The organism is Streptomyces araujoniae, assembly GCF_050871195.1.
GTDB lineage: Bacteria > Actinomycetota > Actinomycetes > Streptomycetales > Streptomycetaceae > Streptomyces > Streptomyces bacillaris.
This window is the reverse complement of the sequence record NZ_CP194070.1, coordinates 4,119,693-4,145,348: the sequence shown is the minus strand read 5'-3', so window position 1 is coordinate 4,145,348 and position 25,656 is coordinate 4,119,693. Positions and strand designations below refer to the sequence as shown.

The following is a 25,656-nucleotide window of genomic DNA, read 5'->3' as shown; positions in this document are numbered from 1 at the left end:
GGGCGGGGGCTTGGGACGTACGCGAGGTGACTCCGGCTCAGGCGAGCAGCGCCGGGATCGTCGCCTCGTGCGCCGTCCGCAGCTCGCTCAGCGGGATGGCGAACTCGCCCTGGACCTCGATCTCCTCGCCGTCCACGACACCGATGCGGACGACGGGCAGACCGCGCGCGCCGCACATGTCGGTGAAGCGCAGCTCCTCGCTGCGCGGGACCGCGACGACCGCGCGCCCCGCCGACTCGGAGAAGAGGAACGTGAACGCGTCCAGGCCGTCCGGCACGACCAGCCGGGCGCCGTTCCCGCCGCGCAGGCAGGACTCGGTGACCGCCTGGACCAGACCGCCGTCGGACAGGTCGTGCGCGGCGTCGATCATGCCGTCGCGCGAGGCCGAGATGAGGATCTCCGCGAGCAGCTTCTCGCGGCCGAGGTCCACCTTCGGCGGCAGGCCGCCCAGGTGGTTGTGGACGACCTCGGACCAGGCCGAGCCGCCGAACTCCTCGGCCGTGTCGCCCAGCAGGTAGAGGAGCTGGCCCTCTTCCGCGAAGGCGACCGGCGTGCGCCGGGTGACGTCGTCGATCACACCGAGCACGGCCACGACGGGCGTCGGGTGGATCGCCGTCTCGCCGGTCTGGTTGTAGAGCGAGACGTTGCCGCCGGTGACCGGGGTGCCCAGCTCCAGGCAGCCGTCCGCGAGACCGCGGGTGGCCTCGGCGAACTGCCACATGACGTCCGGGTCCTCGGGCGAACCGAAGTTCAGGCAGTTGGAGATGGCCAGCGGCTTGGCGCCGGAGGCGGCGACGTTGCGGTACGACTCCGCCAGCGCCAGCTGCGCGCCCGCGTACGGGTCGAGCTTGGCGTACCGGCCGTTGCCGTCGGTCGCCATCGCCACGCCCAGGTTGGAGTCGGCGTCGATGCGGACCATGCCCGCGTCCTCGGGCATCGCGAGGACGGTGTTGCCCTGCACGAAGCGGTCGTACTGGTCGGTGATCCACGCCTTGGAGGCCTGGTTCGGGGAGGCGACCAGCTTGAGGACCTGCTCGCGCAGCTCGGCGGCGGTCGAGGGACGGGCGAGGTTCCCCGCGTCGTCCGCCTGGAGCGCGTCCTGCCAGGACGGGCGGGCGAACGGGCGCTGGTAGACCGGGCCCTCGTGGGCGACCGTGCGCGGCGGCACGTCGACGATCTGCTCGCCGTGCCAGAAGATCTCCAGCTGGGAGCCCTCGGTCACCTCACCGATGACGGTGGCGATGACGTCCCACTTCTCGCAGATCTCCAGGAAGCGGTCCACGTTCCCCGGCTCCACGATCGCGCACATGCGCTCCTGCGACTCGCTCATGAGGATCTCCTCGGGCGAGAGCGAGGAGTCGCGCAGCGGCACGGTGTCCAGCTCGACGCGCATGCCGCCGGAACCGGCCGAGGCCAGCTCGGAGGTGGCGCAGGAGAGCCCGGCGCCGCCGAGGTCCTGGATGCCGTCGACCAGCTTCTCCCGGAAGATCTCCAGGGTGCACTCGATGAGGAGCTTCTCCTGGAACGGGTCGCCGACCTGGACGGCGGGGCGCTTGGCCGGGCCGGTCGACTCGAAGGTCTCCGAGGCCAGCACGGAGACACCGCCGATGCCGTCGCCGCCGGTGCGGGCGCCGTACAGGATGACCTTGTTGCCCGCGCCGGACGCCTTGGCGAGGTGGATGTCCTCGTGCTTCATCACGCCGATGCAGCCGGCGTTGACCAGCGGGTTGCCCTGGTAGCAGGCGTCGAAGACGACCTCGCCGCCGATGTTGGGCAGGCCCAGGCAGTTGCCGTAGCCGCCGATGCCCGCGACGACGCCCGGCAGGACGCGCTTGGTGTCGGGGTGGTCGGCCGCGCCGAAGCGCAGCGGGTCGACGACGGCGACCGGGCGGGCGCCCATCGCGAGGATGTCGCGGACGATGCCGCCGATGCCGGTGGCCGCGCCCTGGTAGGGCTCGATGTACGAGGGGTGGTTGTGCGACTCGACCTTGAAGGTGACCGCGTACCCCTGGCCGACGTCGACGACGCCCGCGTTCTCCCCGATGCCGACGAGCATCGCGTCGTTCTCGGGGACCTTCTCGCCGAACTGCTTGAGGTGGACCTTGCTGCTCTTGTACGAGCAGTGCTCCGACCACATCACCGAGTACATGGCGAGCTCGGCGCCGGTGGGACGGCGGCCCAGGATCTCGCGGATCCGGGCGTACTCGTCCTCCTTGAGGCCCAGTTCCTTCCAGGGCTGCTCGGCGTCCGGGGTCTCGGCCGCGTGCTTGACCGTATCCAGGCTCATGCGTTGACCAGCTTCTTGATGATCGAGGTGAAGAAACCGAGGCCGTCGGTGCGGCCGGTGCCGATGAGCGGCTCCACGGCGTGCTCCGGGTGCGGCATCAGGCCGACGATGTTGCCCGCCGCGTTGGTGATGCCCGCGATGTCGCGGAGCGAGCCGTTGGGGTTGCCGTCCAGGTAGCGGAAGGCGACCCGGCCCTCGGCCTCCAGCTCGTCGAGCGTGCGCTCGTCGGCGGTGTACCGGCCGTCCATGTTCTTGAGCGGGACGCTGATCTCCTGGCCCGCGCTGTAGTCGGCGGTCCAGGCGGTCTCCGCGTTCTCCACCCGCAGCTTCTGGTCGCGGCAGATGAAGTGCAGGTGGTTGTTGCGCAGCATCGCGCCGGGCAGCAGGTGCGCCTCGGTCAGGATCTGGAAGCCGTTGCAGATGCCGAGGACCGGCAGACCGGCCTTCGCCTGCTCGATGACCGTCTCCATCACCGGCGAGAAGCGCGAGATGGCGCCGGCCCGGAGGTAGTCCCCGTAGGAGAAGCCACCGGCCAGGACGACCGCGTCGACCTGGTGCAGGTCCTTGTCGCGGTGCCAGAGCGATACGGGCTCCGCGCCCGCGATGCGGACGGCGCGCAGGGCGTCCTGATCGTCGAGGGTGCCGGGAAAAGTGACGACGCCGATACGGGTGGTCACTTCTCCTCCTCCACCTTCACGACGAAGTCCTCGATGACGGTGTTGGCGAGGAAGGTCTCGGCCATCTCGTTAATACGGGCGAGGGCGGCGTCGTCGACCGGCCCCTCGACCTCCAGCTCGAAACGCTTTCCCTGACGAACGTCCGCGATTCCCTCGAAGCCGAGGCGGGGCAGCGCACGCTGCACCGCCTGTCCCTGCGGGTCGAGGATCTCCGGCTTGAGCATGACGTCGACTACGACGCGTGCCACTGGCACTCCCGGTGTGGTGGTGTGGTGCGGCTGTCTCTCCGGGGGGGTTCCCCAGACCCCCGCGGGTCCACTCAGCGTACCTGCCCGAAATTTCTACGCGGGTAGATATGAGACGGAACGGATACAGAACGGATACGGCGGCCGGACCCCCGCAGGTACGGCGTAGATCACACAGGTCCGGCGTAGATCACATCGGGATATCAGCCACGACAACAGGCAGGAAAAGTCCTGGGAAAGAATCACGCCGGGGATTGCGCTCGGACACGCGGAGGCAATTGGCTGGGCTTCACAATGCGGTGCCCGCCGCTGTACAAATGATTACCGGGGAAAACAGCATTGCCCCGGGGACACCGGAACAGTCGACATCCGTCGATCCGTATCCGCCTAACAGCCGGAAGGCCGGCCCATCGGCGCACGCCCGACGCGCCGAAGCCGTAGGAAAGGACCGATATCCGTGGCTCAGCGCGTAGTGGTTACGCTCTCCGACGACATCGACGGGGGAACAGCGGCGGAAACGGTCACCTTCGCCCTGGACGGGAAGACGTACGAGATCGACCTCAATCCCGCCAACGCCAAGAAACTGCGGAAGACGCTGGCGCCTTACATGGCGGCCGGCCGAAAGCAGACAAATGCCAGTAAGCACGGCAGGACCCCCGCCTCGTACCGCCACACCTCCCTCGCCCCGGACCCCGCGGCCGTCCGCGCCTGGGCCCGCTCGCACCGTATGGAGGTGCCGGCCCGCGGCCGCATCCCGAAGAAGGTCTACGAGGCGTTCAACGCGTCGGCCTGAGCCGGTCGCCACGTCGGCGCGGGGCATGACTCCACTGCGGCGCGGGACGGTGAACGCGTCGGCCCGAGAAGCGACTTCACGGCGGATCGAGGCCCGGCCCCGCGGCGGCGCCGGGCCGGGCCCACGGCTCCCCGCGACCGGCCTCACGCCCCGTCAGACCGGTCGCGGGGAGCCGACTTGCGCTACACCCCCGCAGGTCGGATAGAGTCTGGAGCACGCCGAGGGGCAAGGCCGAAAGGCCGAACCCCCAGCAGCGTGCGGGTGTAGTTCAGTAGTAGAACATCCTCCTTCCAGGGGGAAGGCGCAGTGTGCAATTCCTGTCACCCGCTCTGCACGACTCTTCGGACCACTCCGGTGGATCGGGTAGAGTAGTGATCGCTCCACCGGTGAAAGCCGAGTGGTTGCACTGCGGACGTAGCTCAGTTGGTAGAGCGCAACCTTGCCAAGGTTGAGGTCGCCAGTTCGAACCTGGTCGTCCGCTCCAGAACGACAGAGGCCCTGACCGATTTCGGTCAGGGCCTCTGTCGTGTCCGCTCCTCCCCCGCCATGACGTTTGTCATGGGCACTGGTGACAGCGCGCACTGCTCGCGGGCCCGCTCCGGCGGAACGCTTGAGGCATGACCAGCGACGACTTTCTCAGCGACCGGGCGGCCCGTCCCGTGGTGGACGGTCCCGTGATCGAGGCAGACGGGGTCCGCCGCAGCTACCAGGACGGTTTCGAGGCCGTCTCCGGGGTCTCCTTCTCCGTGGCCCGCGGCGAACTCTTCGCCCTCCTCGGGACGAACGGCGCGGGCAAGACCTCCACCGTCGAACTCCTGGAGGGCCTGGCCCGCCCCACCGCCGGGACGATCAGGGTCCTGGGCCACGACCCGTACCGCGAGCGCGCCGCCGTCCGGCCCCGGACCGGGGTGATGCTCCAGGAGGGCGGCTTCCCCTCCGACCTCACCGTCCTGGAGACCGCGCGGATGTGGTCGGCGTGCACCACCGGCGCCCGGCCCGCCGCCGAGGCCCTGGAGATGGTCGGCCTCAGCAGCCGGGCCCGGGTGCGGGTCAAGCAGCTCTCCGGCGGGGAGAAGCGGCGCCTCGACCTGGCGCTGGCCCTGACCTCGCGGCCCGAGGTGCTCTTCCTGGACGAGCCGACGACGGGGCTGGACGCGGAGGGGCGGCGCGACACCTGGGACCTGATCCGGGCGCTGCGGGCCGACGGCACGACCGTCCTGCTGACCACGCACTACCTGGAGGAGGCCGAGGCGCTCGCGGACCGGCTGGCGATCATGCACCAGGGGCAGATCGTGACGGCCGGGACCACCGCCGAGGTCACGGCGTCGCAGCCCGCCAGGATCCGGTTCACGCTGCCCGACGACGTACCGGCAGGGCGCCTCCCGCTCTCGCTGCGGGCGGGCGCGGAGGGGCAGCGGGTGGAGATCCGTACCGCCGCGCTCCAGGAGTCGCTGCACGAACTGCTCGGCTGGGCCAGGGAGTCGGGCGTCCGGCTGATCGCGCTCGACGCCCGCTCCGCATCGCTGGAGGAGGCGTTCCTCCAGATCGCGAACACCCAGCTCCGCTCCCGGTCCGAGGACCCGCGCGGGGCGGGGGCCGGGACCACGGACACGACGAAGAAGAAGGTGACGGCATGACCACGCCCACCGTCCTCGCGGACCGCACGGCCCCGCGCCGCTCCCCCTCGAAGGGATCGGCCTCCGGGCGGCGGCTGGCGGCGCTCGCCCGCGCCGAGCTGATCCTGCTGGTCCGCAACCGGTCCGCGATCTTCCTGGCCCTGGTGCTGCCGGTCGTGATGATCTTCTCGATCCGGGCCTCGCTCCAGCAGATCGACCTCGCCGGCACCGGGCTCTCCATCGCGGGAGCCGCGCTCACCGGCGGGATCGGCATCGTGCTGGTCCAGGTGGTCTACATGAACCTGGTCACCGGTTACGTCACCCGGCGCGAGGAGCTCGTCCTCAAGCGGCTGCGCACCGGCGAGGTCACCGACCGCGAGATCCTCACCGCCACCGCGCTGCCCTCCGTGGCCCTCGCGCTCCTCCAGTGCGTGCTGCTGGTCGTGGCCGGGGCGATCGCCTTCGACCTGAGCGCCCCGAAGCGGCCGGAGCTGTTCCTGCTGGGGCTGCTGGTGGGCTTCCTGATGATGGCCGCGCTGGCCGCCGCGACCTCCGCGATGACCCGGACGGTCCAGACCTCGCAGCTCACCACGTTGCCGCTGTTCTTCGTCTCGCTCTTCGGCTCCGGGATCTTCGTCCCGCTGGACGTCTTCCCGGACCGGCTGGCCTCGGTGCTCGAACTGCTGCCGCTGACCGGCGTGATGACCCTCGTACGGCACGGCTGGCTCGGCAACGCGGAGACCGGTGACCTGGTCACGGCCGGGGTGGCGGCGCTGGCCTGGACCGGGTTCGCGGTGTTTGCTGTGCAGCGGTGGTTCCGCTGGGACCCGCGCGGCTGAGCGGCACGGGGACTCCCGCGGGCAGCCACGGCTCTCACGGGGAGCGGAGACTCCCCCCGGGAACGGCCGGGCGGCCGGGCGGCTCCGACGGGGAGCGGCCGGGCGGCGCGGAGACTCCCCGCGGGGAGCGGACGGGCGGCACGGGGTCTCCTCTCGGGGACCGGACGAAGGGGCTGGACGAGGTGATCGGTCGGGTACGGGGCTGGCGGCGCGGGTGGCAGGAGCGGACCAAGCTCCAGCGCATCGACCTCTACACACGGGTCACGCTCTGCTCGCTCCCCTGGGTCTTCCTGCTCTCCTGGGGCCTGCTGCCGCTCGGCGCGACCCTGGACCACGGCCCGGTGGCGGTGGCCCTCGGCGCGGGCTTCTTCGCCGTGAACGCCGTCCAGTGCGTGCTGAGCAACCGCAATGTGGCGCCCGCCTTCGCCCACTACCGGGGCGCGGGCCCCTTCCCGCCGCGCCGGCTGCGGCTCCCGGCGGTGCTGCTGGCGGTGCTGACCGGGCTGCTGGTGGCCCTGGCGGCGGTGGGGGGCATCGACGACGCGGGGCTCTCCCTGCTGGTGCTGGACCTGCCGCTGGCGTTCACGGTGCCGTACGTACTGCTCGTCCCCGTCCGGACGTACCTGCTGCAGTGCGCGGCCTTCACGGTGGTCGTACTGGGGCTCCTGGCGACCGTCGGGGCGCCCGGCGGGCTGCTGCTCGGGGCGGCCGTCTCGCTGTTCATCGTCGTCCTGCTGGTGCTCGTCTCGACCCGGCCGAGCGCCTGGAGCCTGACGGTGATGTGGCAGGCGGAGGAGGCGCGGGACATGCAGGCGCGGCTCGCGGTGGCGGAGGAGCGGCTGCGGTTCGGCCGGGACATGCACGACGTGCTGGGCCGGAACCTGGCGGTGATCGCGCTGAAAAGCGAGCTGGCCGTGGAGCTGGCCCAGCGCGGGAACGCGGCGGCCGTGGACCAGATGGTCGAGGTCCAGCGGATCGCGCGCGCCTCGCAGCAGGAGGTACGCGATGTCGTACGGGGCTACCGCGAGGCCGACCTGCCCACCGAACTCCTGGGGGCGAAGGGCGTGTTGGAGGCCGCCGGGATCAGCTGCACCGTGGTGGGCGCGGACGGCCCGGCGGGGATCGGCGCGCCCCCCGCCGTCCAGGCGGCCCTGGGCTGGGTGGTCCGCGAGGCGGCGACCAACGTCCTGCGCCACGGGGACCCCCGGGTCTGCGTGATCCGGCTGACGACGACGGAGGGGGCGGTGGTGCTGGAGGTCGAGAACGACGGGGCGGGCGAACGGGACGGCTCCGGGGTGGCCGGAGGCGGTTCCGGAGCGGCCGGTGGTGGCTCCGGTCTGGCCGGGCTGCGGGAACGGCTGGCGGCCCTGGGCGGTTCGCTGGAGGCCGGTCCGGCCGGGGACGGCCTGTTCCGGGTCACGGCGACGGTCCCGCTCACGGCCCCGGGCGGACGCCCCTCCCCCGGAACCCTGTCGACGGAGGACCGATGACCACGACACGTACCGCCCCGCTCCGGGGCAGGCCGAGGCTCACCGCCCGTACCGCCTCCGTCCCGGGCAGGTTGATGGCTGCCGCCCGTACCACCTCCGCCCCCGGCAGGCCGACAGCCGCGGCCCCGGCCGCTCTCGTCCCGGCCCGCCGCGCCGGGGGACCGCCGACCACTCCCCGTACCCCCGCCGTCCGTGGTGAGCCGCCGACCGCCACCCGTACCGCCGCCGTCCTCGGCAGGCCGACGCCCACCGCCCGTACCGTCCGCGCCCGTACCGCCCTTCCGGAGGGAAGAGGATGACCGACGAAGGGGACATGACCACCGAGGAATCCGGCCGGCCCCTGCGGGTGCTGCTCGCCGACGACGAGCATCTGATCCGGGGCGCCCTCGCCGCGCTGCTCGCCCTGGAGGACGACCTCGTGGTCGTCGCGGAGGCGGCGAGCGGTCCGGAGGCGCTCGCGATGGCCCTCGCGCACCGGCCCGACGTCGCCGTCCTCGATCTCCAGATGCCGGGCGCGGACGGTGTGAAGGTCGCCACATCGCTCCGCGCCGAACTCCCCGGCTGCCGCACCATGATCGTGACCAGCCACGGCCGCCCCGGGCACCTCAAGCGGGCGCTGGCCGCCGGTGTGCGCGGCTTCGTCCCGAAGACCGTCAGCGCCCGCCGGCTCGCCGAGATCATCCGTACCGTCCACGCCGGAAACCGCTATGTGGACCCGGAGTTGGCGGCCGACGCCATCGCCGCCGGGGACTCCCCGCTCACCGCCCGGGAGGCCGAGGTGCTCGAACTGGCGGCGGACGGGGCGCCGGTCGCGGAGATCGCGGAGCGGGCCTCGCTCTCGCAGGGGACGGTCCGCAACTACCTCTCCTCGGCCGCCTCCAAGATCGGTGCGGAGAACCGGCACACGGCGGTGCGTCTCGCCCGCGAGCGAGGTTGGGTATAGTAGGCATCGCGCTGAGGCGCACTGCGGACGTAGCTCAGTTGGTAGAGCGCAACCTTGCCAAGGTTGAGGTCGCCAGTTCGAACCTGGTCGTCCGCTCCGCGAAGCGAAGGCCCCGGTCCCTCTGGACCGGGGCCTTCGCCGTATCCGCCTGCCTCTACGACCAGTTGGAGCCGGTCAGGACCTCGTACGCCTCGATGTACTTGGCCCGGGTGGCGTCCACGATCTCCTGCGGCAGCGCGGGCGGCGGCGTCTCGCTCGCGCGGTCCCAGCCGGAGGCCGGGGAGGTCAGCCAGTCGCGGACGAACTGCTTGTCGTACGAGGGCTGAGCGCGGCCGGGCTGCCAGGTGGCGGCGGGCCAGAAGCGCGAGGAGTCGGGCGTCAGCACCTCGTCGGCGATGATCAGCCGCTCGCCGCCGTCCTCGGTGGTCTCGTGGCCGAACTCGAACTTGGTGTCGGCCAGGATGATCCCGCGGTGGTGGGCGATGTCCCGCGCGCGGCGGTAGACGTCGAGCGTGGTCCGGCGCAGCTCGGCGGCGGTCTCCACACCGACCTGGCGGGCGACGTCCTCGTAACTCACGTTCTCGTCGTGGTCCCCGACGGCCGCCTTGGTGGCCGGGGTGAAGATCGGGCCGGGCAGCTCGGAGCCGTCGACCAGGCCCTCGGGGAGGCCGATGCCGCAGACCGTGCGGGAGTCCTTGTACTCGACGAGCCCGGAGCCGGTGAGGTAGCCGCGCGCCACGCACTCGACCGGGACCATCCGCAGGTTCCTGCAGACGAGGGTGCGGCCCGCCCAGTCGGCCGGGGCGCCGGCCGGCAGCTCGGAGGAGATGACGTGGTTGGGCACCAGGTCGGCGAGCTGGTCGAACCACCAGAGCGAGAGCTTCGTGAGGACGCGGCCCTTGTCGGGGATCTCGGTCGGCAGGACCCAGTCGTAGGCGGAGATACGGTCGCTGGCGACCATGACGAGGTCGCCCGCCTCGTTCCGGTACAGGTCACGCACCTTGCCGGTGTGCAGGTGGGTGAGGCCCGGAACCTGTACGGGCTCGGGCTTTTCTACAAAACCGGACACGGTGCCTCCGCGTAGATTGATCCAGGAGCGGTTCCGATTGTCCCGTACGGAGGCGGCGGGTGCGGGAGCGGGGCCGTGAACACGCCCGGCCGCGCTTCGGTCCTGCCTGCGGGTACGCCCGGGCCCGGTTCAGTCGCGCTTGCAGATGCGGTCGAGGAGGTTGGCCGTGGCCTGCTGGATACGGGCGTCGACATGGCCGGGGCGGTCCAGCGCCGGGGACCAGGCGAACGTGCCGGAGGCGAAGACGAGAGCGCCGGAGGGTGCCTGGTAGAGCGAGGTCTCCTGGTGGCGGGTGGCGCCTTCGGAGTCCTGGTACGGGGAGTGGGCGAGCAGGATGCGGCTGTCGTGCTCCGGCAGGCTCGTCCGGGGGAAGTAGCGGTCGGCCTCCCCGGCGACCAGACCGTCGATCTCGTCGCCGTCGGCCGCGCCCGTGGCGTCCCAGAGCCAGTGCTCGGCGTTGCGCACGACGAGCGGGCTGGGCTCGGGCACCCGGCCCGCGTACTGGATGCCCAGGAGCTGCTGCTCGGGCCGGTCCACCTCGCGCCAGAGGGCCGACTTCCCGGGGCCCCGGCGCTTGCGGCAGGTGAGCAGCCGGTCGGGGATGCCGGAGGCGGAGGGGGCGAGGCCCACCTGCCAGTACATGGTGTTGGCGGAGAGGAAGACGAGCGAGGTGCCGCCGTCGCGGGCGCGCTCGGCGGCGCGGCGCATGGGGGTGGTCCAGTACTCGTCGTGGCCGGGGAAGACCAGGCCCCGGTAGCGGCTGGGATCGATCCGGCCGGCGTGCAGGTCGCGGGCGTCGGCGTAGGCGAGGTCGTAGCCGTATCTCTCGGCCCAGCGGATGAAGTCGTAGGCGTGCCCCACGTGCAGCGGCAGTCCGGCCCCGGCGTACGGGCGGTCGAAGGAGATCGTGACGGCCGCGTCCTCCTCGCCCAGCAGCCGCCCCCGCTCGTCCCACGCGTGGTACAGGCTGGCGCCGGTGCGGCCGTCCTCCGGGTAGAGGTTGTACGCCTGCCAGGTGATGTCGGGAAGCAGGAGCAGCAGATCGGCGGGGTGGTCGTGGCGGACGGTGAAGGGGATGTGCGAGCGGTACCCGTCGGCGGTGGTCAGCACGGCCACGTACGCGCCGACCGACCAGTAGCTCGGGATCTGGAGCCGCCAGGACATCCACCAGTGGTGGCAGGAGACGGTCCGGTCGGCGGCCAGCGGCGGCGGCTGGACGATGCCGGAGAGGCGCGGGCTGGTGGTGATCTTGGCCGCGCCGTCGCCGCCGTAGTGTCCGATCCGGTAGACGTCGACCGAGAACTGCTGGGGCGGGTCCACGGTGATGTGGAAGTCGATGGCCTCGCCGGGGGCGGCCGCTCCGGGTGAGACGAATCCCTTGATCTGGCGGTGGACGTCGTCGGCGGTGCGGGTGCCGCCGCCGGTGGAGCGGGCGAGGTCCGCGTACCAGGGGACGACCTGCCCGGTGTCGTCGAAATAGTTCTCGCTGCCGCGCAGCCAGGGCAGCGGGCCCTGTCCGAAGGGGTCGCTCACCGCATGCGCGAGGGCGCCCGACTCCCACCGTCGAATCTGCTCCGCCCCCATGCCGCGCCCCTCCCTCGGGTCCCCCGGACAACTCCTGTGCGCACGATGTCAGCGCCGATCCCCAGCACATCACATAACGCACGCACTCCGTCACCCTTCGTCGCTAATTGACGGGAACGGAACCCTTTCTTCCGGTCGTTACGCACGACCGGTCGTGCTGTCATCCGATGTCGAGGGCCGCGTCCTGGTGGGGAAGGCCGCGTCCGGGCCCGTACGGCAGCTCATACCAGCCGCACCGGCTTGTCGGAGCGCACGCCCACCTCGGCCAGCCAGGACCGCAGCGGGTCCGGATCGCCGTCCTCGACCAGGCTGAGGACCGGCGTCGCGAGGTCCGCCCGGCGTTCGCCGTCGACGAGCAGCGCGGGGCCGTCCAGCCAGTCGAGCCCGGGGGCCGCGCCCGCCGTGTCCACGGCCGCGCAGCAGACCATGGCCGCGACGTGGTCGGCGAGCAGCTCGGTGCCCGTGCGCGGGGGCTGGAGCGGGAAGAGGGGCAGCGGGTCGGGGCCCCAGGCGTCGAGGGCGTCCGGTCCGGCGCCGGCCGCCGGCTGCGGGGCCGGGCCGGGTGCGGGGGCCCGGGCGTCGTCGCGGGCGACCGCAGCCCCGATGCCCGCGGCCAGCGCCTCCCCCGGCTCGCCGGGTCCGGCCAGGTGTTCCATGACCCGGGCGAGGGTGGGGACGGCCGGGTCGGCGGCGGAGGCCGGGGGCACGCCCATCGCGTCGAGCACCCGGTGCAGCCGGGCCGCCTCCGTACGCCACTTCCGGTCGACGACCTCTTCCGGATACCGCTGCCAGTCCACCGGGGCCCAGTCCGGACCGCTCTCCGCCGGGCCGCCGTGGAAGAGCCGGGCGGCGAGCAGGGAGGTGGCCTCGTCGGCCACGCCGGGCTCTTCGAGCAGGTCGCAGGCGGGGCGCTCGCCGAGCCGCGAGGTGAAGCCGTCGGCCAGCCGGTCCCGGCGGGACAGCTCGGTGAGGGCGGAGACCACCCCGGCGTCCAGCCGGGAGGGCCAGCGGCCCATCCGCCAGGCGGGCAGCGCGACCCGGGTCAGCAGCCGGTCCCAGCCGGCGTAGGCCAGCCCGACCTGTTCCTGGGCGGCGATGCGGAGCGCGTAGTCGACGTCCTGGGCGCGCATGGACGCGGTGACGGCCACGCACCGCTCCATCTCGGCGGCGTGCTCCCGGCAGGCCCGCAGCAGCAGCCGGGCGACCCAGCCGGTGAAGGCGGCCGGGGCGGAGCGGAGAGGGCTCCTGCCGGGCACGGCGGCGTCGGCCACGGCGGCGTCCAGGCCGCGGACGAAGCGGCGGGCGGCGGCTATGTCGGGGTGCGCGGAGGAGCTGGTGCCCGCCACGACGGGGGCGAGGACGGCGCGCAGCTCGGCGACGCGCATCCACCAGAGGAAGGGGGAGCCGATGACGAGGACGGGGGCGGGTGCCCCCTCCCCGGCCGCACGACCCCGGGCTTCCGACGCGGCCCCGAACCCGGAGCCCGCCGCACCGGCGGTCGCTCCGGTTCCGGAGCCCGCTCCGGCTCCCGCCGCGCCGGACGTGGCTCCGGCCCCGGCTCCGGTTCCGGCTCCTGATCCTCCGGACGGGGTTCCGGCCCCCGACGGGGCTCCGGGCGAGGCTTTGGGCCGCTTCCGGTGCGCGCGAGGGGTCCGTGGGGCGCGGTGGGTGCAGTCCTCCAGCCAGCTGTCGCAGTCCGGGGTCAGCGCTATGGCGGAGGGCGCGGGGACGCCGAGCCGGTCGGCCAGGTCCCGGACCAGCCGGTAGAGATCGGGGGCGCCCTCCTCCGCCACGGGGACGGTCGGGCTCACGGCGGGCCGGGCCCGCGCGACGGAGACCGCGACGGCGGCGGCCACCAGCAGCACCACGACGGCGACACCGGCCACCGCCCAGCGCACACCGTCCCAGACGGGCCCGCCGAGGTGCCCCTGGGCACCCGCGGCGAACAGCACGACGGCCACGGCCGCGGGCGTGATCACCACGGCCAGCGCCCTGCTGCGGATCCGCAGCAGGGCGAGCGCTCGGGCCTGTGCGGCCCGCGCACCCAGCTCCTCACCCACGTCGATACCGGACACGGCCGGATGTCACCCCCTCTGCCCCGCGACGGTTGCTCACTCCACCACTGTGGCACCCGTCACCGACATCGCAATGCCGGTGGGCCAAGTGCCGGAACGCTTGCGCCGCACCCTAGTTGGGGCCTCGGCGGGCGTCATCCGTCTGGCCCAGTCGTCACCCGATGGAATGGCTTTGGGCAAAGCTGCTGACGTGTCCGCGCCCGTAGGGCAGGGCGGGCGCGGGGCGAGGCCGGGGCGTACCCCGTGGTGCGTCAGTGTGCGTAACCGGGGTGCGGACGTGGTGCGTACCCGTGGTGAGTACCTCGTCCATCAGCGGGGTGCGTAGGCGCGGACAACCCGTGGTGCGTACGCGGACAGCCCCCCGTACCGCCCGCGTACGCCGGTGGCGTGCGGGACGGCGCGAGGGGCTGCGGAGCGGCGGAGCCGAGTTCGGTGACCGCGTGGGCGCCGGGAGAGGGCTCAGCCTCCGGCGGCCTTCAGGGCGATGTCCGTCCGGTGCTGGGAGCCGTCGAGGCGGATGCGGCCGAGGGCCGTGTAGGCGCGCTCACGGGCCGCGGCGAGGTCCTTGCCGGTCGCGGTCACCGAGAGGACCCGGCCGCCCGCGCTGAGGACGGCGTCGCCCTCGGCACGGGTCCCGGCGTGCAGGACGTACGCGTCGGGCGCATCCTGTGCCGCGACCTCCGCGAGCCCGTCGATCGGGTCGCCGGTGCGGGGGGTGCCCGGGTAGTTGTGCGAGGCGATCACGACGGTGACCGCCGCGTCGTCGCGCCAGGTGAGCGGCGGGAGGACGTCCAGGGTGCCGTTGGCGGAGGCGAGCAGGACACCGGCGAGCGGCGTACGGAGCCGGGCCAGGACCACCTGGGTCTCGGGGTCGCCGAAGCGGGCGTTGAACTCGATGACCCGGACCCCGCGCGAAGTGATCGCGAGGCCCGCGTAGAGCAGCCCGGAGAAGGGCGTGCCCCGGCGGCGCAGCTCGTCGACGGTCGGCTGGAGAACGGTGTCGAGGACCTCGTCGACGAGCTTGGGGTCGGCCCACGGGAGCGGGGAGTAGGCGCCCATGCCGCCGGTGTTCGGGCCCTCGTCGCCGTCCAGGGCGCGCTTGAAGTCCTGGGCGGGCTGGAGCGGCAGCACGGTGGTGCCGTCGGTGATGGCGAAGAGGCTGACCTCGGGGCCGTCGAGGAACTCCTCGATGACCACGCGGTCGCAGGAGAGGGCGTGGTCGCGAGCGGCGGCGAGGTCGTCGGTGACCACGACGCCCTTGCCCGCCGCGAGGCCGTCGTCCTTGACGACGTACGGGGCGCCGAAGGCGTCGAGGGCCTCGTCGATCTCGGCGGGGGTGGTGCAGACGTAGCTGCGGGCGGTGGGGACACCGGCCCCGGCCATGACGTCCTTGGCGAACGCCTTGGAGCCTTCCAGCTGCGCGGCTTCGCCGGAGGGGCCGAAGCACGGGATGCCGGCGGCGCGCACGGCGTCGGCGACCCCGGCGACGAGCGGCGCCTCCGGGCCGACAACCACCAGCCCGGCGCCCAGCTCGGCCGCGAGGCGCGCGACGGCGTCACCGTCGAGCGCGTCGACCGGGTGCAGTTCGGCCACCTCTGCGATGCCGGCGTTGCCGGGGGCGCAGTACAGAGCGGTGACCTCGGGGTCGAGGGACAGAGAGCGGCACAGGGCGTGTTCGCGGGCGCCGCCGCCGATGACGAGGACCTTCACGGGGTGCAGCCTAGCGGCCGGGGCCCAGGGGCCCGGCCAGCCGCCGGTCCGTGGACGGTGGGGAGGGGCGGCGGGGGTGCCTTGGGGGCTGCTCCGGGTACGGCCCCGGGGCCCCGGGGCCGTACCCGGAGGGTTGCCCTGGCAGCCGTACCCGGGGGCACTGGGGGGACATCCCCGGGGCATCACGGGGAGTGCACCGGGGCACTACCGGGAGGCGGCCCCGGCCACCGCTCCCCCGACCGCCGCCACCACCACGCCACCACTACTGCTCGTTCGTGAACTCCTCCACCACCGTGGCGCCCAGCTCGCGGACGATCAGTTCGTGGCCGGAGAGGGCGGAGTCGACGAGATCCGGGTCGTCGGCCTCGGCGGTGTCGTCCTCGGGGGCCACGGAGCGCGGCGGCTCGGAGGCGTACGCGTGGGAGGGCTCGGGGGCGGTGGGCGGCGCCGGGGTGTGGGCCTGCGGCCGGGGCGGCTGGGAGGAGGCCGGGGGTTGCGCGGCGGGCGGCTGCTGGGGGGCGTGCGCCGGATTGCCCTCGTACGCCATCGGGGCCGGACCGGCGGGTGAGGGCGCGGGGGCGGGCTGGTACTGCGGGGCCGGGGGGCGTGCGCCGCCGAGGGGCGGGGGGGCCGCGCCGCCGCCGGAGGTGTCGACGACCGCCTCGACGCGCCACTGGGCGTTGAACCGCTCGGCGAGCGCCTGCTTGAGGACCTCCTCGCTGCCGCTGCTCGCGAAGTTGTCCCGGGCTCCGGCGTTGATGAAGCCGAGTCGGAGGGTGGTGCCGTCGAACCCGGTCACCTGGGCGTTCTGGCTGAGCAGGATCCAGGTGAAGCGGCGCTTGTTCTTCACCGCCTCCAGGATGTCGGGCCACATGCTGCGGACCTGGCCGGCCCCTTGGCTCATGTCCTGGCCCGCCGTGGGGGCGGCCGGGGCGGAGGGGGCCGCGGGGGCGGGGGCGGCCGGTACGGGGGCGGTGGGCGGCGGGGTGGCCGGGCCGCTGCCGGGGGCGGAGGCGGTGGGCCAGCCGCCGGGGCGCCGGGCCGCCTGCTCGCCGCCGGCCGCGGTGGGCCAGGAGCCGGGCCGCTGCGCGGGAGCGGGGGCCGGGGACTCGGCGGGCGGCGGGGCGGCCTGGGGCTGCGGGGCTGCGGGCGAGGTGTAGGCGGCGGGGGCCTCGCCCCGTACGGCGGCGTCGGGGCCCGCGGGGGCCATGGGTGCGGCCTGCGGGGCGTGGGCCTCGGGCCCGGGAACGTATCCCATCGGCGCCACGGCGGCGGGCGGCGCGGAGAACGCGGCGGCAGCGGCGGCGGACGCACCGCGCTCCAGCCGGTCGAGCCGGGCCTGCATCGACCGCTCGTCGTCGAAGGCGGCCGGAAGCAGGACCCGGGCGCAGATCAGCTCCACCTGGAGGCGCGGCGAGGTGGCGCCGCGCATCTCGGTGAGCCCCTCGTTGACCAGGTCGGCGGCGCGGCTCAGCTCGGCGGCGCCGAAGACGGAGGCCTGGGCCTGCATGCGCTCGACGACATCGGCCGGGGCGTCGATGAGCCCCTTCTCCCCCGCGTCGGGCACGGCGGCGAGGATCACCAGGTCGCGCAGCCGCTCCAGCAGGTCGGCCACGAACCGCCGGGGATCGTTGCCGCCCTCGATGACCCGGTCCACGACCTCGAAGGCGGCGGCCCCGTCACCGGCGGCGAAGGCGTCGATGATCGAGTCGAGGAGCGAGCCGTCCGTGTACCCGAGGAGGGCGGTCGCCATGGCGTATGTCACACCGTCGTCGCCCGCACCGGCGAGCAGCTGGTCCATGACGGACATGGAGTCACGCACAGACCCGGCCCCGGCCCGCACGACGAGCGGCAGGACGCCGTCCTCGACGGGGCTGTTCTCCCGCCCGCAGACGTCGGCGAGATAGCTGCGCAGGGTCCCGGGGGGGACGAGCCGGAACGGATAGTGGTGCGTACGCGACCGGATCGTCCCGATGACCTTCTCGGGCTCGGTGGTGGCGAAGATGAACTTCAGATGCTCCGGCGGCTCCTCGACCACCTTCAGCAGGGCATTGAAGCCCGCCGGGGTGACCATGTGGGCCTCGTCGATGATGTAGATCTTGTAACGACTGGAGGCGGGCCCGAAGAACGCCTTCTCGCGCAGGTCACGGGCGTCGTCCACACCACCGTGCGACGCGGCGTCGATCTCGATGACGTCGATGGACCCCGGCCCGTTCCGCGCGAGGTCCCGGCACGACTGGCACTCCCCGCACGGCGTCGGCGTGGGCCCCTGCTCGCAGTTCAGACAGCGGGCGAGGATGCGCGCACTGGTCGTCTTTCCACAGCCGCGCGGCCCGCTGAACAGGTACGCGTGATTGACCCGGTTGTTCCGCAGGGCCTGCTGGAGCGGGTCAGTGACATGCTCCTGACCGATGACCTCGGCGAACGACTCGGGGCGGTAGCGGCGGTACAGCGCAAGGGACGACACATCTACGAGGTTATCGGGGCGCACTGACACCCGGCTCCACACGGCCCGTACAACCACCCTGGGGCGGGCCCGCACGACCATCCCCCGGCGGCCCGGAGCGGACCCCGCACGACCGCCTCCGGGACGGCCCGCACAGGCACCCCGGCGGGCAAGGCCCCCCGGGAGCGCAAGGACTCGGAAACGCAAGACCCCCCACGCACCCGCCAGAGCCGACCTACCCTTGCTGCCTTCCGGCCCTGGGGGAGTTCAGTCAGATAGCGCCACGTGAGGGGCTGACGCCCACCTTAGCCGATCCCCGCCCCCTCCGGTCCACCCGCCCGCCCCACCGGACGACCTGCGGGCCCGCTCCGGACGATCTTCGGCGAACGTGTTCGCGAGCACCCTCCAACGTCTTGTATTGTTTGCGGCGGAGGATTCGCCTAGTGGCCTAGGGCGCACGCTTGGAAAGCGTGTTGGGGGCAACCCCTCACGAGTTCGAATCTCGTATCCTCCGCCATTGCTCTCACCGGGCAATACGTCGAAGGCCCCCGCAGCTCGCTGCGGGGGCCTTCGCGGTTGTACGACCGCGTGCTCCCGGCCGATGGCGATCACCGGCTTCCGGTGCACGGCATCGCCCGCTGGTACGGCGGACAGGGCCGCTCAGGGGTGCGGCCTCTTGGCCATGACCGCGTACACCGGGGAGTCGGCGAAGTAGGGCTGCTCGCCCGCCTTCCCGTAGCCACACGTCTCGGCGGAAGTCAGGAGACTCTCCTCCCGAGGACGTGGGTCGCCGTGTAACCCGCCACTGCGGTCTCAGTCGTTGGTGGGCACGTCCCTGGCCGCGTAGTAGGCGTGCAGTGCGGCCTCGCTGCCTGATCCCAGGGCGGTCATGATCCGTTGGAAGCGGGCGGAGCGGAGATCGCCCGCCACGAGGACGCGGGGGTGCTGGTCGGTCGGCGGGCAGTATCCGTCCGGGCCCCGGGCCAGAGCGCCGGGCGGTGCGGTCGGGGCGTTGCCGATGCTGAGGTAGGCCGCATCCGCTGTGATCGTCCGCCGCGTGCCGTCCTGGCCCACTGCCTCCGCCGACAACTGGGTGCCCTCTTCGGCCTGCAGCGTCAGGTGCTCGACGGGGACGAGGGTGATGCGGGGATCGTCCCGGATTTCCTCGATCTTGTACGCGTCGGCTGCCGGGTACGCCACGAGCAGGCGGGTGTCCGTGGCCGGGTGGGCGCGCAGGAACGTGCCGATCGGGCGGTCGCCGCCCAGGACGAGGAGGGTGCGCCCCTGGGCGTCGTCGGCTTCGGCCTCCCAGAGCGGAGGCAGGGAGAGGGAGCCGGGGGCGGTGATCCAGGTGACGTCGTGGGGCTGGAGGGGGCCGACGCCGGTGGCGACGACGGCGTACGGAGCCGTGAGACGCGCACCGGTGTCGACCGTGACGGTCACCCGGTCATCATCGGCACGGAGTTCGGTGACACGCCTGCCGAGTTCGAGGCGGCACAGCTCGGTGCCCTTCAGCTCCGCCACGATGGCGTCGGCCAGGTCGGGGCCGTCGGTGTGGCCGCCGAGGACGTTGCTCAAGGCCGGGATCCGATAGAGATTGCGGCACAGCCGGTCCGGCTCGACCAGGACCGAACGCATGCCCACCCCGGCGGCCATACGGGCGGCGGCGCAGCCCGCCGGTCCTCCGCCGATGATGATCAGGTCGGTGTCGAACGGTGCGTCGGCCATGAGACTATTCCAGCACCAGGCTGGCCACACTCGTATCGAGTTGACCCATCACATGCTCGACGTCCACGAGTTGGTCCGTTCCGATCAGGCGCCGGGCGACAAGAAGACCGGCGTCGTGCACGTCCGGGCCGGTGGCCCCGCGCTTCGCAGGACGAGCGGCTCCGTCACGGGGCGCCACCGGGGCCGTCACCGACGCCTCACGCCGTACGGGTGCGCCCCAGGCGGAGCGCGGAGACGAGGAAGAAGACTCCGCCGACGAAGGCGTACCCGGCCAGGTTGGTGAGTGAGGCGCCGCCCTGGCCGGCCTGGGCGAGGAAGGTGGCGCCGGCGAGTGTGGAGATGCCCCCGCTGGCGATCATCGCCCACTGGCCGCCGAGTTGGCGGCGGCGGGCGGCGCCGACGACGAGCTGTACGAGGCCCGCGGTGATGGCCCAGACGCCCCAGACCCGCAGGACGGCGGGGATGCCGGACGTGGCGGCGACGGCGAGGCCGATGCCGGTGAGGGTGCTGAGCGCGATGTTCACGTACAGGCAGCGCACCGGCTGGGCGTGCGCCCGGGCGAGCCGGAGGTCGGCGACCGCGCACACCACATCGAACAGGGGGTAGATCACCAGCAGTGTGACCGTGAGCGCGCCGAGGGTGTCGGCGGTGGCGAACAGCAGGGCGGCCCACACCGCGGCGAACGCGAAACGCAGGAAGTACAGCTTGCGCAGGGCGGTGGGAACGCCGGTGGGGGCGGTAGCGACAAGGGTGTCCACGGGGATTCCTTTCAGATCAGATGCGTCGGGGAGAGCCGCCCGCCACCGGTGAGGGAGAACGTTCGGTCTCTTCTTGTCTCGCATTCAAGGCGCCGGGGAGGGTGTTGTCAAGACCGAACGTTCTCCCTCACCGGTGGGGTAGCCTGATGCCATGAGTGAGGGCACGGGAGCGAGCAGTACGTCGGCGCCGCGAGCGCGGCTGCTCGACACGGCGACGAGGATCTTCTACGCGGAGGGCATCCACTCCGTCGGCGTCGACCGGATCGTCTCGGAGGCGCAGGTCACCCGCGCCACGCTGTACCGGCACTTCACCGGCAAGGAGGACCTCGTCCTCGCCTATCTCGACCGGGCCGACCGGGGAATCCGGGCCGGCATCGAGGCCGCGCGGGCGGGTGAGCCGTCGGCGGCCGACGCGGTCCGGGCCATCGGCCGGTTCATCACCGGAGGCATCGAGAGCACCGGTTTCCGCGGCTGCGCCTTCCTCAACGCGGCGGCCGAATACCCCTATCCGGACCACCCCGTCCACCAGGCCGTCCTGGCCCACCGCCAGTGGTTCCTGGACACGGTCACCGAGTCGCTGGCCCAGGTCGGTGACCGGCCCGCCGAGGAAGCCGCCCGGCACTTCGTCATGCTCCGGGACGGGGCCATGGCCTCCGGCTGCCTCTCCGACCCGAAGCCGATCGCCGAGACCTTCCTCCTGGGGGTCGAGGGGATTCTGCGGGCGCGCGGGGCCTGAGCGACCGCGGCGGAGGGCAGAGGCCCATGCCGCACGCGGCAGGGCTCAGTTCCTGCGGGCCGTGATCATCAGAGTGGTGGGGTGCTGCCGTCCGGGATGGCCCAACTCCGTGACGGCCGTGGTGCGCAGGTCCGCCTGGGCCAGGGCTCTGCGCCAGCCGGCACCGTTCAGCTCCCACCGGGGCAACGGGGCCCGGCTGCCATCGGGAAGACGGAGCGGGCTGTGGCGCGGCTGCGACCCCTCGCTCGCCTCGCCGCCCGCGCGTCGCGGATGCGGGACCGAGAAGGCGAGGACCCCGTGGGGACGGAGATGGCGGGCGATGGCCGCCAGGAGCTGTCGGGGCTCGACCAGGCCGATCGCCCCGAAGACGGAGTAGACGATGTCGAAGACGGCCGTGGTGCGCTGCAGGTAGCGCAGCGCGTCACAGGCGAGCAGGGTGAGGCCGGTCATCTCTCCGTACCGGGCTCGGGCGTGCTGGATCTGCAGGTCGATCAGGTCGATGGCGGTGACCTGGGCCTGGTGGCGGTCGACGAGGTGGGCCGCGTTCTGCCCCTGCCCACAGCCGAGTTCGAGGACGCGCCGCCCGCGGAGCGAACGGCCCAGCACTTCCGCGCCGGGTCCGGCCCCTGGGTACGTGCCCCACTCCATACGGGCAGCCGGCGGCGTCGGCCCGCCGGAGGCCGGTCGGGTCTGGACGGCGTACGCGTACCACGGGGAGCCCTTGTTGATCACGCTGATCTCCGATGCTCAGAGTCTGGGGCGACGGTGGAGCCAGGGGGGAACGCCGCCCGGGCCGCTGCCGCGGCCCGGGGGCGGGTGCGTCAGCGGGCGGGCTCGACCCGGTACGCGTAGACCCGGGCGATCCACTCCTTCTTGAAGGTCTCCAGGTCCCGCCGGAAGGCCGCCATCGCGGCCCCGTAGGGCGCCACCACGCCGCCCGTCTGATCGGCCTTCGCCTGGCAGCCGTGGACCAGGCGGCCCCCCAGGGCCGCGTGGGCCTTGATGGATTCGATGCGGCGGTGCTCGTTGAACCAGGCCCCGTGGTAGAGCTCGTCGAGCATCCGGCCCTCGTCGTCGTCAAGGCCGAAGACGACCGACGTGGCCGCGGGGAAGAACCAGCACGGCCCGATGTTGGAGATGTGGCCGTCCAGTTCCACCTTGTTCAGCGCCATGAGCGTGGCCGCCTCGTGCAGCATCCGCAGATGACCGGCCGTGATGCCCGGCAGGTCGGCGGAGGCGAGCAGATCACCGCGGAAGAGGTGGCCGTAGACCTCGTAGGCGGTACGAAGCACCAGCGCGGGATCACTGGTGGGCTCGGCATGCTCCCTGATGAAGTCCAGGGCCAACTGCTCGACCGCGCTGCTGGTCGTCTCGTGGGTGTGCAGGAGTCCGTCGCGGACCTTCTCCCACTCCACCACCAGCCAGCTGTGCGATTCGAGTCGGAAGAAGTACTCCGCCGACTCGATGGCAAGGGTGCGTCCGTCGACCCGGACCCCGGGGAGGCGGTTCCAGCCGGGATGGAACGCGGTGGGAAGTTCCACTTCGATGCTGCCGACGGCAGCGAGGCTCGCACTGCTCATGACTTCTTCTCCCTTTTGTCGTCGTATTCGGGCACAGGAATGCCCGGGAACGGAAAGGCGGATTCGCCTGGCATGCCTGGCCGTGATGGGAAGATCGCCTGTTCCGCTGGTCCCGGGGTGGCGATCGGGATGAACTGTAGGCGAACCCTGAATTCCCCACGCCGCATCGGCCGCCTCCGGGAGAAGAATTTTCCGGCCGCAGGTCTCATGCCCCATGAGACCTCGTCATACCTACATCCTCCGCGGTTCATCGCCGACCGCTTCGCGACCACCCCGCTCCGTACTCGGCCGGAAGCGGAGCGCATACTGGCCTCATGCCCGATGAGGCCGTAGAAGGCCCCCGGAGGAGAATTGAATGATTTCTGAAAATATTACCGATGATGTGCGCGCACGACTTCGGGATATCGGACGGTGAGCGTGGGCGGCGCGGGGATCCCGCGCCTGCAGGAACTCACGTACATCGAATCGGCCGCCCTGGCGGTGGCCGGCGGCGAACCTTTCGAGCGCATCCGCCTGGCCATCCTCGACCGCGCCGAGGAGTTGGCGCGCGGCACCCAGCACGACGGCTCCTTCGATCCGGCGAAGTGGCACCGGCGTCGGACCGACCCGATGAGCTACGTGCACAACACCGTCGACGTCCTCAAGGAGCTGATGCGCCTCGGCTGGGTGGAACGGCACGTGCTGCCGTCGAGTCCGCGATCCGCCTACGCCCACGCGGATGTGACCTATGAGGCGACACCCTCCGGCCTGGCCTGGGCGGAGCTGGTCCGGCACGACCGGCTGGGCGGCTACAACGCGCTGGTCGGAGCGCTGCTGAACGCGCATCCGCAGTTCGAGGGCTATCTGCGTCTCGTCGGGGCGCGACCGGACAGCACGACCGGCCATCTGACCGTGCCGCTGCTGCGCAACGACGGTCCGTCGGGCAGCAGCCACGAGCGGTACCTGACCGCGTTCGTCTCCCATGTCACCGACGCCTCGCGCGCCGGGGACCTGGGCTGGAGCGCGCCCCCCGACGTCATCGAGGAGAGCCTCCGCGGCTACGTCACCCGCGCCGTGCAACGGGCGGAGGCCCGGGCCGAGCAGCTGCGCGCGGAGCAGCTCCGCGCCAAGGAGCGTCACGCGAAGCAACGCTCGGCGGCCGGGGCCGGGGTCCGTGCCAGGGTCGGGGCCGAGACCCGTCCGGATGAACCGCCGGTCAGCCGCAAGCGGTTCATCACGCTGTGCGAGGAGGCGGCCGTCCGCCTCTCGTTCGCCTCCGCCGGCTGCCCGATGGACTACATCAGCCACGAACTGCTCCGGCGCTGGACCAGATTCCTCGGCCTCGCCAACTTCAGCTACTACGCCCCGGGGCCGACCGCCCTGCGCCTGTGGGCCACGGGCCGGGTCGACGGGTCGGGCGACCGGCTCGACTTCCAGCGCCGCGTCGGGCGCGAGGTGAGGGCGGCGGCCCTGCAGGCTCTGCCGCAGATCTGGAGCACCCCGGACGGTCACCTCGACGACGCCTCGTACCACCCCGTCTGGCGCATCCGGGCGGCGGTCTGCTGGAAGCTGCGGATCAGCGACGACGAGTTCGACGCCGCTATCGACGCCGCGTACCGCGGTGAGTTCCCCGACCTCGGATTCAGGGTTCATCTGGACGAGGCGATCCAGCTCAGGGCCCCGGGATCGGTCCGGCCGCTCGTGCTGCGGCACAGTACGGGACACCACCGGGTTTTCCACGTGATGAGCCTCTTCGGGGCCCATAACAACGAGGAGGCTTTGACCTCATGAATTCTGGCACGCTCCTTCCTGGTGTCGTCTGGATCAAACGGGAATGGAACTTCCGGCAGAACCCCTTCCCCTCCACGGGAATCGCGCGGGTAGGCGGAATCGATGATCGCGAGAACGGTCTCCTGTACGAGCCGGAGATCCACGCCGATCAATTGCGCGAGGTTATCGAGAAGTTCGTCCTGGGAATGTCGTTCTCCGGGCTGAAGTTCGGCTATCTCTGGTCGGCCGGCGTCCTTCCCCACGATTCCGATGCCCGGGGTTTCGGCAAGTCGGTGCTCATGCAGCACCTGACGAGAAGGATCAACGCGGACCTCGGCCGTGCCGTCTACGAGGAGGTCGGCCTGGACGCGTCGGATGCCGAGGAGGTCCCGATCTGCTCACTCTTCACCAGCTTCGACACCGTTCATGTCCGCTCGCTGGGCGCGGCTCTGTTCGCCGCCGTCGAGTACGCGGTGAAGTTCCGCGCGGAGGAGGCCCCGACCCTCGCGGGGCAGCTGCGGACCCGGCTGGCCGAGCGGATCGGTGACTCCGATGTGAAGGCGCTGACCAAGGCCGTCGCGGACAGCCATCGCGCCGTCCGCGGCAGGACGCTGGGACCGCCGGACGACAAGTTGATCGTCGCCCTGTGCGACGAGGAACCGCACGCCGCCGCGGACTACCTGACGAAGGTCTCCCCGATCTCCCGATCGCGGAACGGGGCCGTGCACATGGCCACCTTCCTGGTCTTCGCCGCCGCCGCGGGCATCAAGCACGTTCTGCTCTGCTGCGACCAGCTGGAGGACCTGGCCAGCACGACGACCGCGAAGGCGAAGCGCGATCTGGAAGTCGCGCGCTTCCGCGATGTCATCGTGGAGACGCTCCCGATGGCGGACATGGTGACGCTCATCGCCACCATGCACCCCCGGGCCTCCCTGGCGATGAAGAACGCCTGGGTACTCGCCGACCTGCCCAGCTTCGACCTCACACCGGGCAACCGGTTCAGCACGGTGGAGCTGCCTCCGCTGCACGACGCCGCCCAGGCCGCCCAGTTGCTCAAGCGCTATCTCGCGGCGGCGGCCACGGAGAGCAGGCAGCGCGACGACCTCCACCCGTTCACCGACGACGCCGTCGCCAGGCTCTTCGAACGGTCGGCCCGCAAGCCGCGTGACGTCCTGCGTACGGCGCACAACGTCCTGGTGGCGGCCTCGGGGCAGAACCTGTCGAGCATCACCGGGTCCGACGTGGAGGGCATCCTCGCCCTGCCCGGTCAGCAGTCGGCGGAGGCCCAGAACGAGATCCCCGGCACCCTCGACTGGAGCCGTGGCTGACTG

The 25,656-nt window shown here is 72.3% G+C and carries 21 protein-coding genes, 4 tRNA genes and 1 other RNA gene; 13 read left to right on the top strand and 13 right to left on the bottom strand.

The window, feature by feature from the left end:
- Positions 1-37 precede the first annotated feature (37 nt).
- The 3 genes from purL to purS are packed head-to-tail and all read right to left on the bottom strand — an operon-like array spanning position 38 to position 3,212.
- The gene (gene purL, locus ACQ9ZG_RS17630) at positions 38-2,287 is read right to left on the bottom strand and encodes a phosphoribosylformylglycinamidine synthase subunit PurL (protein WP_109917148.1); all 2,250 of its coding nucleotides are present in this window, start codon (positions 2,285-2,287) and stop codon (positions 38-40) included.
- Positions 2,284-2,964, bottom strand: coding sequence for a phosphoribosylformylglycinamidine synthase subunit PurQ (gene purQ / locus ACQ9ZG_RS17625; protein WP_028420160.1), 681 nt, complete (start codon positions 2,962-2,964; stop codon positions 2,284-2,286). Before purQ ends, purL begins: the two co-directional genes overlap by 4 nt.
- Positions 2,961-3,212 (bottom strand): phosphoribosylformylglycinamidine synthase subunit PurS, encoded by a 252-nt coding sequence (gene purS, locus ACQ9ZG_RS17620; protein ID WP_010056446.1) that lies wholly within the window; start codon positions 3,210-3,212, stop codon positions 2,961-2,963. Before purS ends, purQ begins: the two co-directional genes overlap by 4 nt.
- A 454-nt stretch (positions 3,213-3,666) precedes the next feature.
- Between purS and ACQ9ZG_RS17615 the strand changes: the two genes are divergently transcribed.
- The 9 genes from ACQ9ZG_RS17615 (at position 3,667) to ACQ9ZG_RS17575 (ending at position 8,986) form a co-directional block, all read left to right on the top strand.
- Positions 3,667-4,002, top strand: a complete 336-nt coding sequence (locus ACQ9ZG_RS17615) for a histone-like nucleoid-structuring protein Lsr2 (protein ID WP_026237593.1) — start codon at positions 3,667-3,669, stop codon at positions 4,000-4,002.
- A gap of 257 nt (positions 4,003-4,259) precedes the next feature.
- Positions 4,260-4,331: transfer RNA gene (locus ACQ9ZG_RS17610), tRNA-Gly, on the top strand.
- A 79-nt stretch (positions 4,332-4,410) separates the two neighbouring features.
- Positions 4,411-4,486, top strand: a tRNA-Gly gene (locus tag ACQ9ZG_RS17605).
- 133 nt (positions 4,487-4,619) lie between these two features.
- Positions 4,620-5,639, top strand: coding sequence for an ABC transporter ATP-binding protein (locus ACQ9ZG_RS17600; RefSeq protein WP_109917149.1), 1,020 nt, complete (start codon positions 4,620-4,622; stop codon positions 5,637-5,639).
- Positions 5,636-6,457 carry an ABC transporter permease gene (locus tag ACQ9ZG_RS17595; protein ID WP_109917150.1) on the top strand — a complete coding sequence of 274 codons (822 nt, stop codon included), beginning with the start codon at positions 5,636-5,638 and terminating at the stop codon, positions 6,455-6,457. The genes ACQ9ZG_RS17600 and ACQ9ZG_RS17595 overlap by 4 nt, the downstream gene beginning before the upstream one ends.
- Positions 6,458-6,639: 182 nt before the next feature.
- A complete protein-coding gene (locus ACQ9ZG_RS17590; protein WP_109917151.1) occupies positions 6,640-7,947 on the top strand; it encodes a sensor histidine kinase in 1,308 nt (435 codons plus the stop codon).
- Positions 7,944-8,246 (top strand): hypothetical protein, encoded by a 303-nt coding sequence (locus tag ACQ9ZG_RS17585; RefSeq protein WP_146225861.1) that lies wholly within the window; start codon positions 7,944-7,946, stop codon positions 8,244-8,246. The genes ACQ9ZG_RS17590 and ACQ9ZG_RS17585 overlap by 4 nt, the downstream gene beginning before the upstream one ends.
- A complete protein-coding gene (locus ACQ9ZG_RS17580; RefSeq protein ID WP_018488431.1) occupies positions 8,243-8,890 on the top strand; it encodes a response regulator transcription factor in 648 nt (215 codons plus the stop codon). The genes ACQ9ZG_RS17585 and ACQ9ZG_RS17580 overlap by 4 nt, the downstream gene beginning before the upstream one ends.
- 23 nt (positions 8,891-8,913) lie before the next feature.
- Positions 8,914-8,986, top strand: a tRNA-Gly gene (locus ACQ9ZG_RS17575).
- Positions 8,987-9,044: 58 nt separating this feature from the next.
- On the opposite strand, the gene ACQ9ZG_RS17570 is transcribed toward ACQ9ZG_RS17575, so the two are convergent.
- The 6 genes from ACQ9ZG_RS17570 to ffs form a co-directional block, all read right to left on the bottom strand.
- Entirely contained in the window at positions 9,045-9,959 is a 915-nt protein-coding gene (locus ACQ9ZG_RS17570; RefSeq protein WP_109917152.1) for a phosphoribosylaminoimidazolesuccinocarboxamide synthase, read from the bottom strand.
- Between the two features lie 129 nt (positions 9,960-10,088).
- Complete coding sequence (locus tag ACQ9ZG_RS17565; protein ID WP_018488433.1) at positions 10,089-11,543, bottom strand: N,N-dimethylformamidase beta subunit family domain-containing protein; 1,455 nt, start codon at positions 11,541-11,543, stop codon at positions 10,089-10,091.
- A 221-nt stretch (positions 11,544-11,764) separates the two neighbouring features.
- A complete protein-coding gene (locus tag ACQ9ZG_RS17560) occupies positions 11,765-13,618 on the bottom strand; it encodes a hypothetical protein (RefSeq protein WP_499280814.1) in 1,854 nt (617 codons plus the stop codon).
- A gap of 459 nt (positions 13,619-14,077) precedes the next feature.
- On the bottom strand, positions 14,078-15,328 hold the full coding sequence (purD, locus tag ACQ9ZG_RS17555) for a phosphoribosylamine--glycine ligase (RefSeq protein WP_018488435.1): 1,251 nt from the start codon (positions 15,326-15,328) through the stop codon (positions 14,078-14,080).
- Positions 15,329-15,590: 262 nt separating this feature from the next.
- The gene (locus ACQ9ZG_RS17550) at positions 15,591-17,795 is read right to left on the bottom strand and encodes a DNA polymerase III subunit gamma and tau (protein WP_499280812.1); all 2,205 of its coding nucleotides are present in this window, start codon (positions 17,793-17,795) and stop codon (positions 15,591-15,593) included.
- A 180-nt stretch (positions 17,796-17,975) separates the two neighbouring features.
- An RNA gene (gene ffs / locus ACQ9ZG_RS17545) (signal recognition particle sRNA small type) lies at positions 17,976-18,072 on the bottom strand.
- A 131-nt stretch (positions 18,073-18,203) separates the two neighbouring features.
- Here ffs and ACQ9ZG_RS17540 point away from each other — a divergent pair.
- A tRNA-Ser gene (locus ACQ9ZG_RS17540) sits at positions 18,204-18,291 on the top strand.
- 296 nt (positions 18,292-18,587) lie between these two features.
- Here the strand turns inward: ACQ9ZG_RS17540 and ACQ9ZG_RS17535 are convergent.
- Both ACQ9ZG_RS17535 and ACQ9ZG_RS17530 read right to left on the bottom strand, forming a co-directional pair.
- On the bottom strand, positions 18,588-19,502 hold the full coding sequence (locus ACQ9ZG_RS17535; protein ID WP_109914198.1) for an FAD-dependent oxidoreductase: 915 nt from the start codon (positions 19,500-19,502) through the stop codon (positions 18,588-18,590).
- 197 nt (positions 19,503-19,699) lie between these two features.
- The gene (locus ACQ9ZG_RS17530; RefSeq protein WP_109914197.1) at positions 19,700-20,260 is read right to left on the bottom strand and encodes a hypothetical protein; all 561 of its coding nucleotides are present in this window, start codon (positions 20,258-20,260) and stop codon (positions 19,700-19,702) included.
- Positions 20,261-20,411: 151 nt separating this feature from the next.
- Between ACQ9ZG_RS17530 and ACQ9ZG_RS17525 the strand changes: the two genes are divergently transcribed.
- A complete protein-coding gene (locus tag ACQ9ZG_RS17525) occupies positions 20,412-20,996 on the top strand; it encodes a TetR/AcrR family transcriptional regulator (protein WP_109914195.1) in 585 nt (194 codons plus the stop codon).
- A gap of 45 nt (positions 20,997-21,041) precedes the next feature.
- Here the strand turns inward: ACQ9ZG_RS17525 and ACQ9ZG_RS17520 are convergent, their stop codons facing one another.
- Together ACQ9ZG_RS17520 and ACQ9ZG_RS17515 are read right to left on the bottom strand one after the other, a co-directional pair.
- Positions 21,042-21,728, bottom strand: coding sequence for a class I SAM-dependent methyltransferase (locus ACQ9ZG_RS17520; RefSeq protein WP_109914194.1), 687 nt, complete (start codon positions 21,726-21,728; stop codon positions 21,042-21,044).
- Between the two features lie 89 nt (positions 21,729-21,817).
- Positions 21,818-22,576 carry a hypothetical protein gene (locus tag ACQ9ZG_RS17515; RefSeq protein WP_109914193.1) on the bottom strand — a complete coding sequence of 253 codons (759 nt, stop codon included), beginning with the start codon at positions 22,574-22,576 and terminating at the stop codon, positions 21,818-21,820.
- 411 nt (positions 22,577-22,987) lie between these two features.
- Here ACQ9ZG_RS17515 and ACQ9ZG_RS17510 point away from each other — a divergent pair, with 411 nt between their 5' ends.
- Both ACQ9ZG_RS17510 and ACQ9ZG_RS17505 read left to right on the top strand, forming a co-directional pair.
- Positions 22,988-24,346: a hypothetical protein gene (locus tag ACQ9ZG_RS17510; protein ID WP_109914192.1), complete on the top strand. Its 1,359-nt coding sequence runs from the start codon at positions 22,988-22,990 to the stop codon at positions 24,344-24,346.
- Positions 24,343-25,653, top strand: coding sequence for a hypothetical protein (locus tag ACQ9ZG_RS17505; protein WP_258311930.1), 1,311 nt, complete (start codon positions 24,343-24,345; stop codon positions 25,651-25,653). Before ACQ9ZG_RS17510 ends, ACQ9ZG_RS17505 begins: the two co-directional genes overlap by 4 nt.
- Positions 25,654-25,656 lie beyond the last annotated feature (3 nt).